The organism is Frankia sp. CoWAU3 (genome assembly GCF_977971855.1).
Genome location: NZ_CDWWXB010000103.1, coordinates 3865 through 5243 on the forward strand (window position 1 = coordinate 3865; position 1379 = coordinate 5243).

A 1379-nucleotide genomic window follows, 5' to 3' on the forward strand; every position below is an offset into this window, starting at 1 on the left:
GTCCGCGTTGTCGCGGGCGGTAGCGTCCCGGCCAGTGCGGGCCCGGTAGAGCGCCCGGAACGTGGCGGCGTTGACCTCCGTCTCCAACGTCCGGGCCGCGACACCGGCGAGCATGGGCCGGTAGAGCATCGTCACCCGTGTCGGCCAGGGGCCTGGCGCGAGCAGGCGAGCCAGCACATCGGAGTGCACCAGCTGGCGGGGGGCCTCCCGCCAGCCCCAGGAGGTGCTCAGTCCGGAGTCGTGTCGGTAGGCGTCCCAGGTTTCGCGTGCGGCGACCGGCCCGGCGTCCGCCCAGCGCAGCAGCCTCCGCTCGCCGCGGGCGCTGCCTTCCAGCAGCCGGATGACCTCTCCCCGCCTGGCCGGGTCGAACGCGACCCGCACGGCGCCAGCGAGCTCGGCCGCGCTGGCCCGGCCCAGCACCGTGACCCCGCAGCCACCCAGCGCCGATTCCAGCCCGATCAGGGTGCGGGAGAACTCCACCGCCGCGTCCAGTACCTTCGCTGGTCGGGTCGGCGCGAACCGCGGATCGAACGTGATCGACACCCGGGTGTCGACGTCGGCCGTAGTGTGCGGGGAGGCCACCAGGTCGTGCACGAGCTGCCGGGCCACGGAGGGTGCGGCAGGGTCCAGCGTGCCCAGGAGGGCGTCGCGCAGGGTCGTGCCTGGGTCTGGTGCGGTGTCCACAGTGACCGCGACCCAGCGCACCGCCGGCAGGTAGCCGAGGCTGGCCAGCCAGCCGCCCCAGGCCGCCGTCCAGGTGTCCGCGTCCGAGCCGGCCAGCCAGGTAGAGGTGGCCGACACCCGTATCGTCGCGGTCAGCAGGCCGGTGCGGCGGTCCCAGACCAGCCCGTAGCGGCCCCCGGCGCCGTCCTCGACGTCGACGAGGGCCATCGGGGCCAGCACCCCGGGCAGCTGCCAGGCCCGAGGGTGGGCCACCAGCACCCCGCCGTCCCGCCGGTTCCAGCCGCGCAGCACCGCATACCGCCAGCGGACGTGCTGCACCAGGACATGCAGCAGCGGGATCCCGTCCCAGCGGGCCACCGTCACTCCCAGCAGCACCGCCAGCGGCGGGCCGAGCACCAACAGCGCCCGTGGGCGGATCGTGGCCGCCAGCAGCACCAGTACGAACATGCCCAGGGCGGCCAACGTCTGCCCGGTGGTCAGACCCATCAGACCCAGCCCGCGGGCCCGCCGCCAGCCACCGTAGGTCCGTACCGGCGTCGGCTCGGTCATGTCCCCTCACCCCCACCCTGGGTTCCGATCGGCGACGGTCCTGTCGGCGGGGTCATCCTGGCTGCCGCGGTCTGCCCCGCGCCGCGGACAGCCTCAGGGGCCGCGCTCGCTCCCGGGGGACCGGCGGCCGCCGTACCGGGCGTACC

Annotated in this window: 1 protein-coding gene; it reads right to left on the minus strand. The window is 75.1% G+C overall.

The features are described 5' to 3' along the window. A partial coding sequence (locus tag AC08ON_RS10895) for an SCO6880 family protein (protein ID WP_476616898.1) occupies positions 1 to 1233 on the minus strand: 1233 nt, incomplete at its 3' end. Positions 1234 to 1379: the final 146 nt, after the last annotated feature.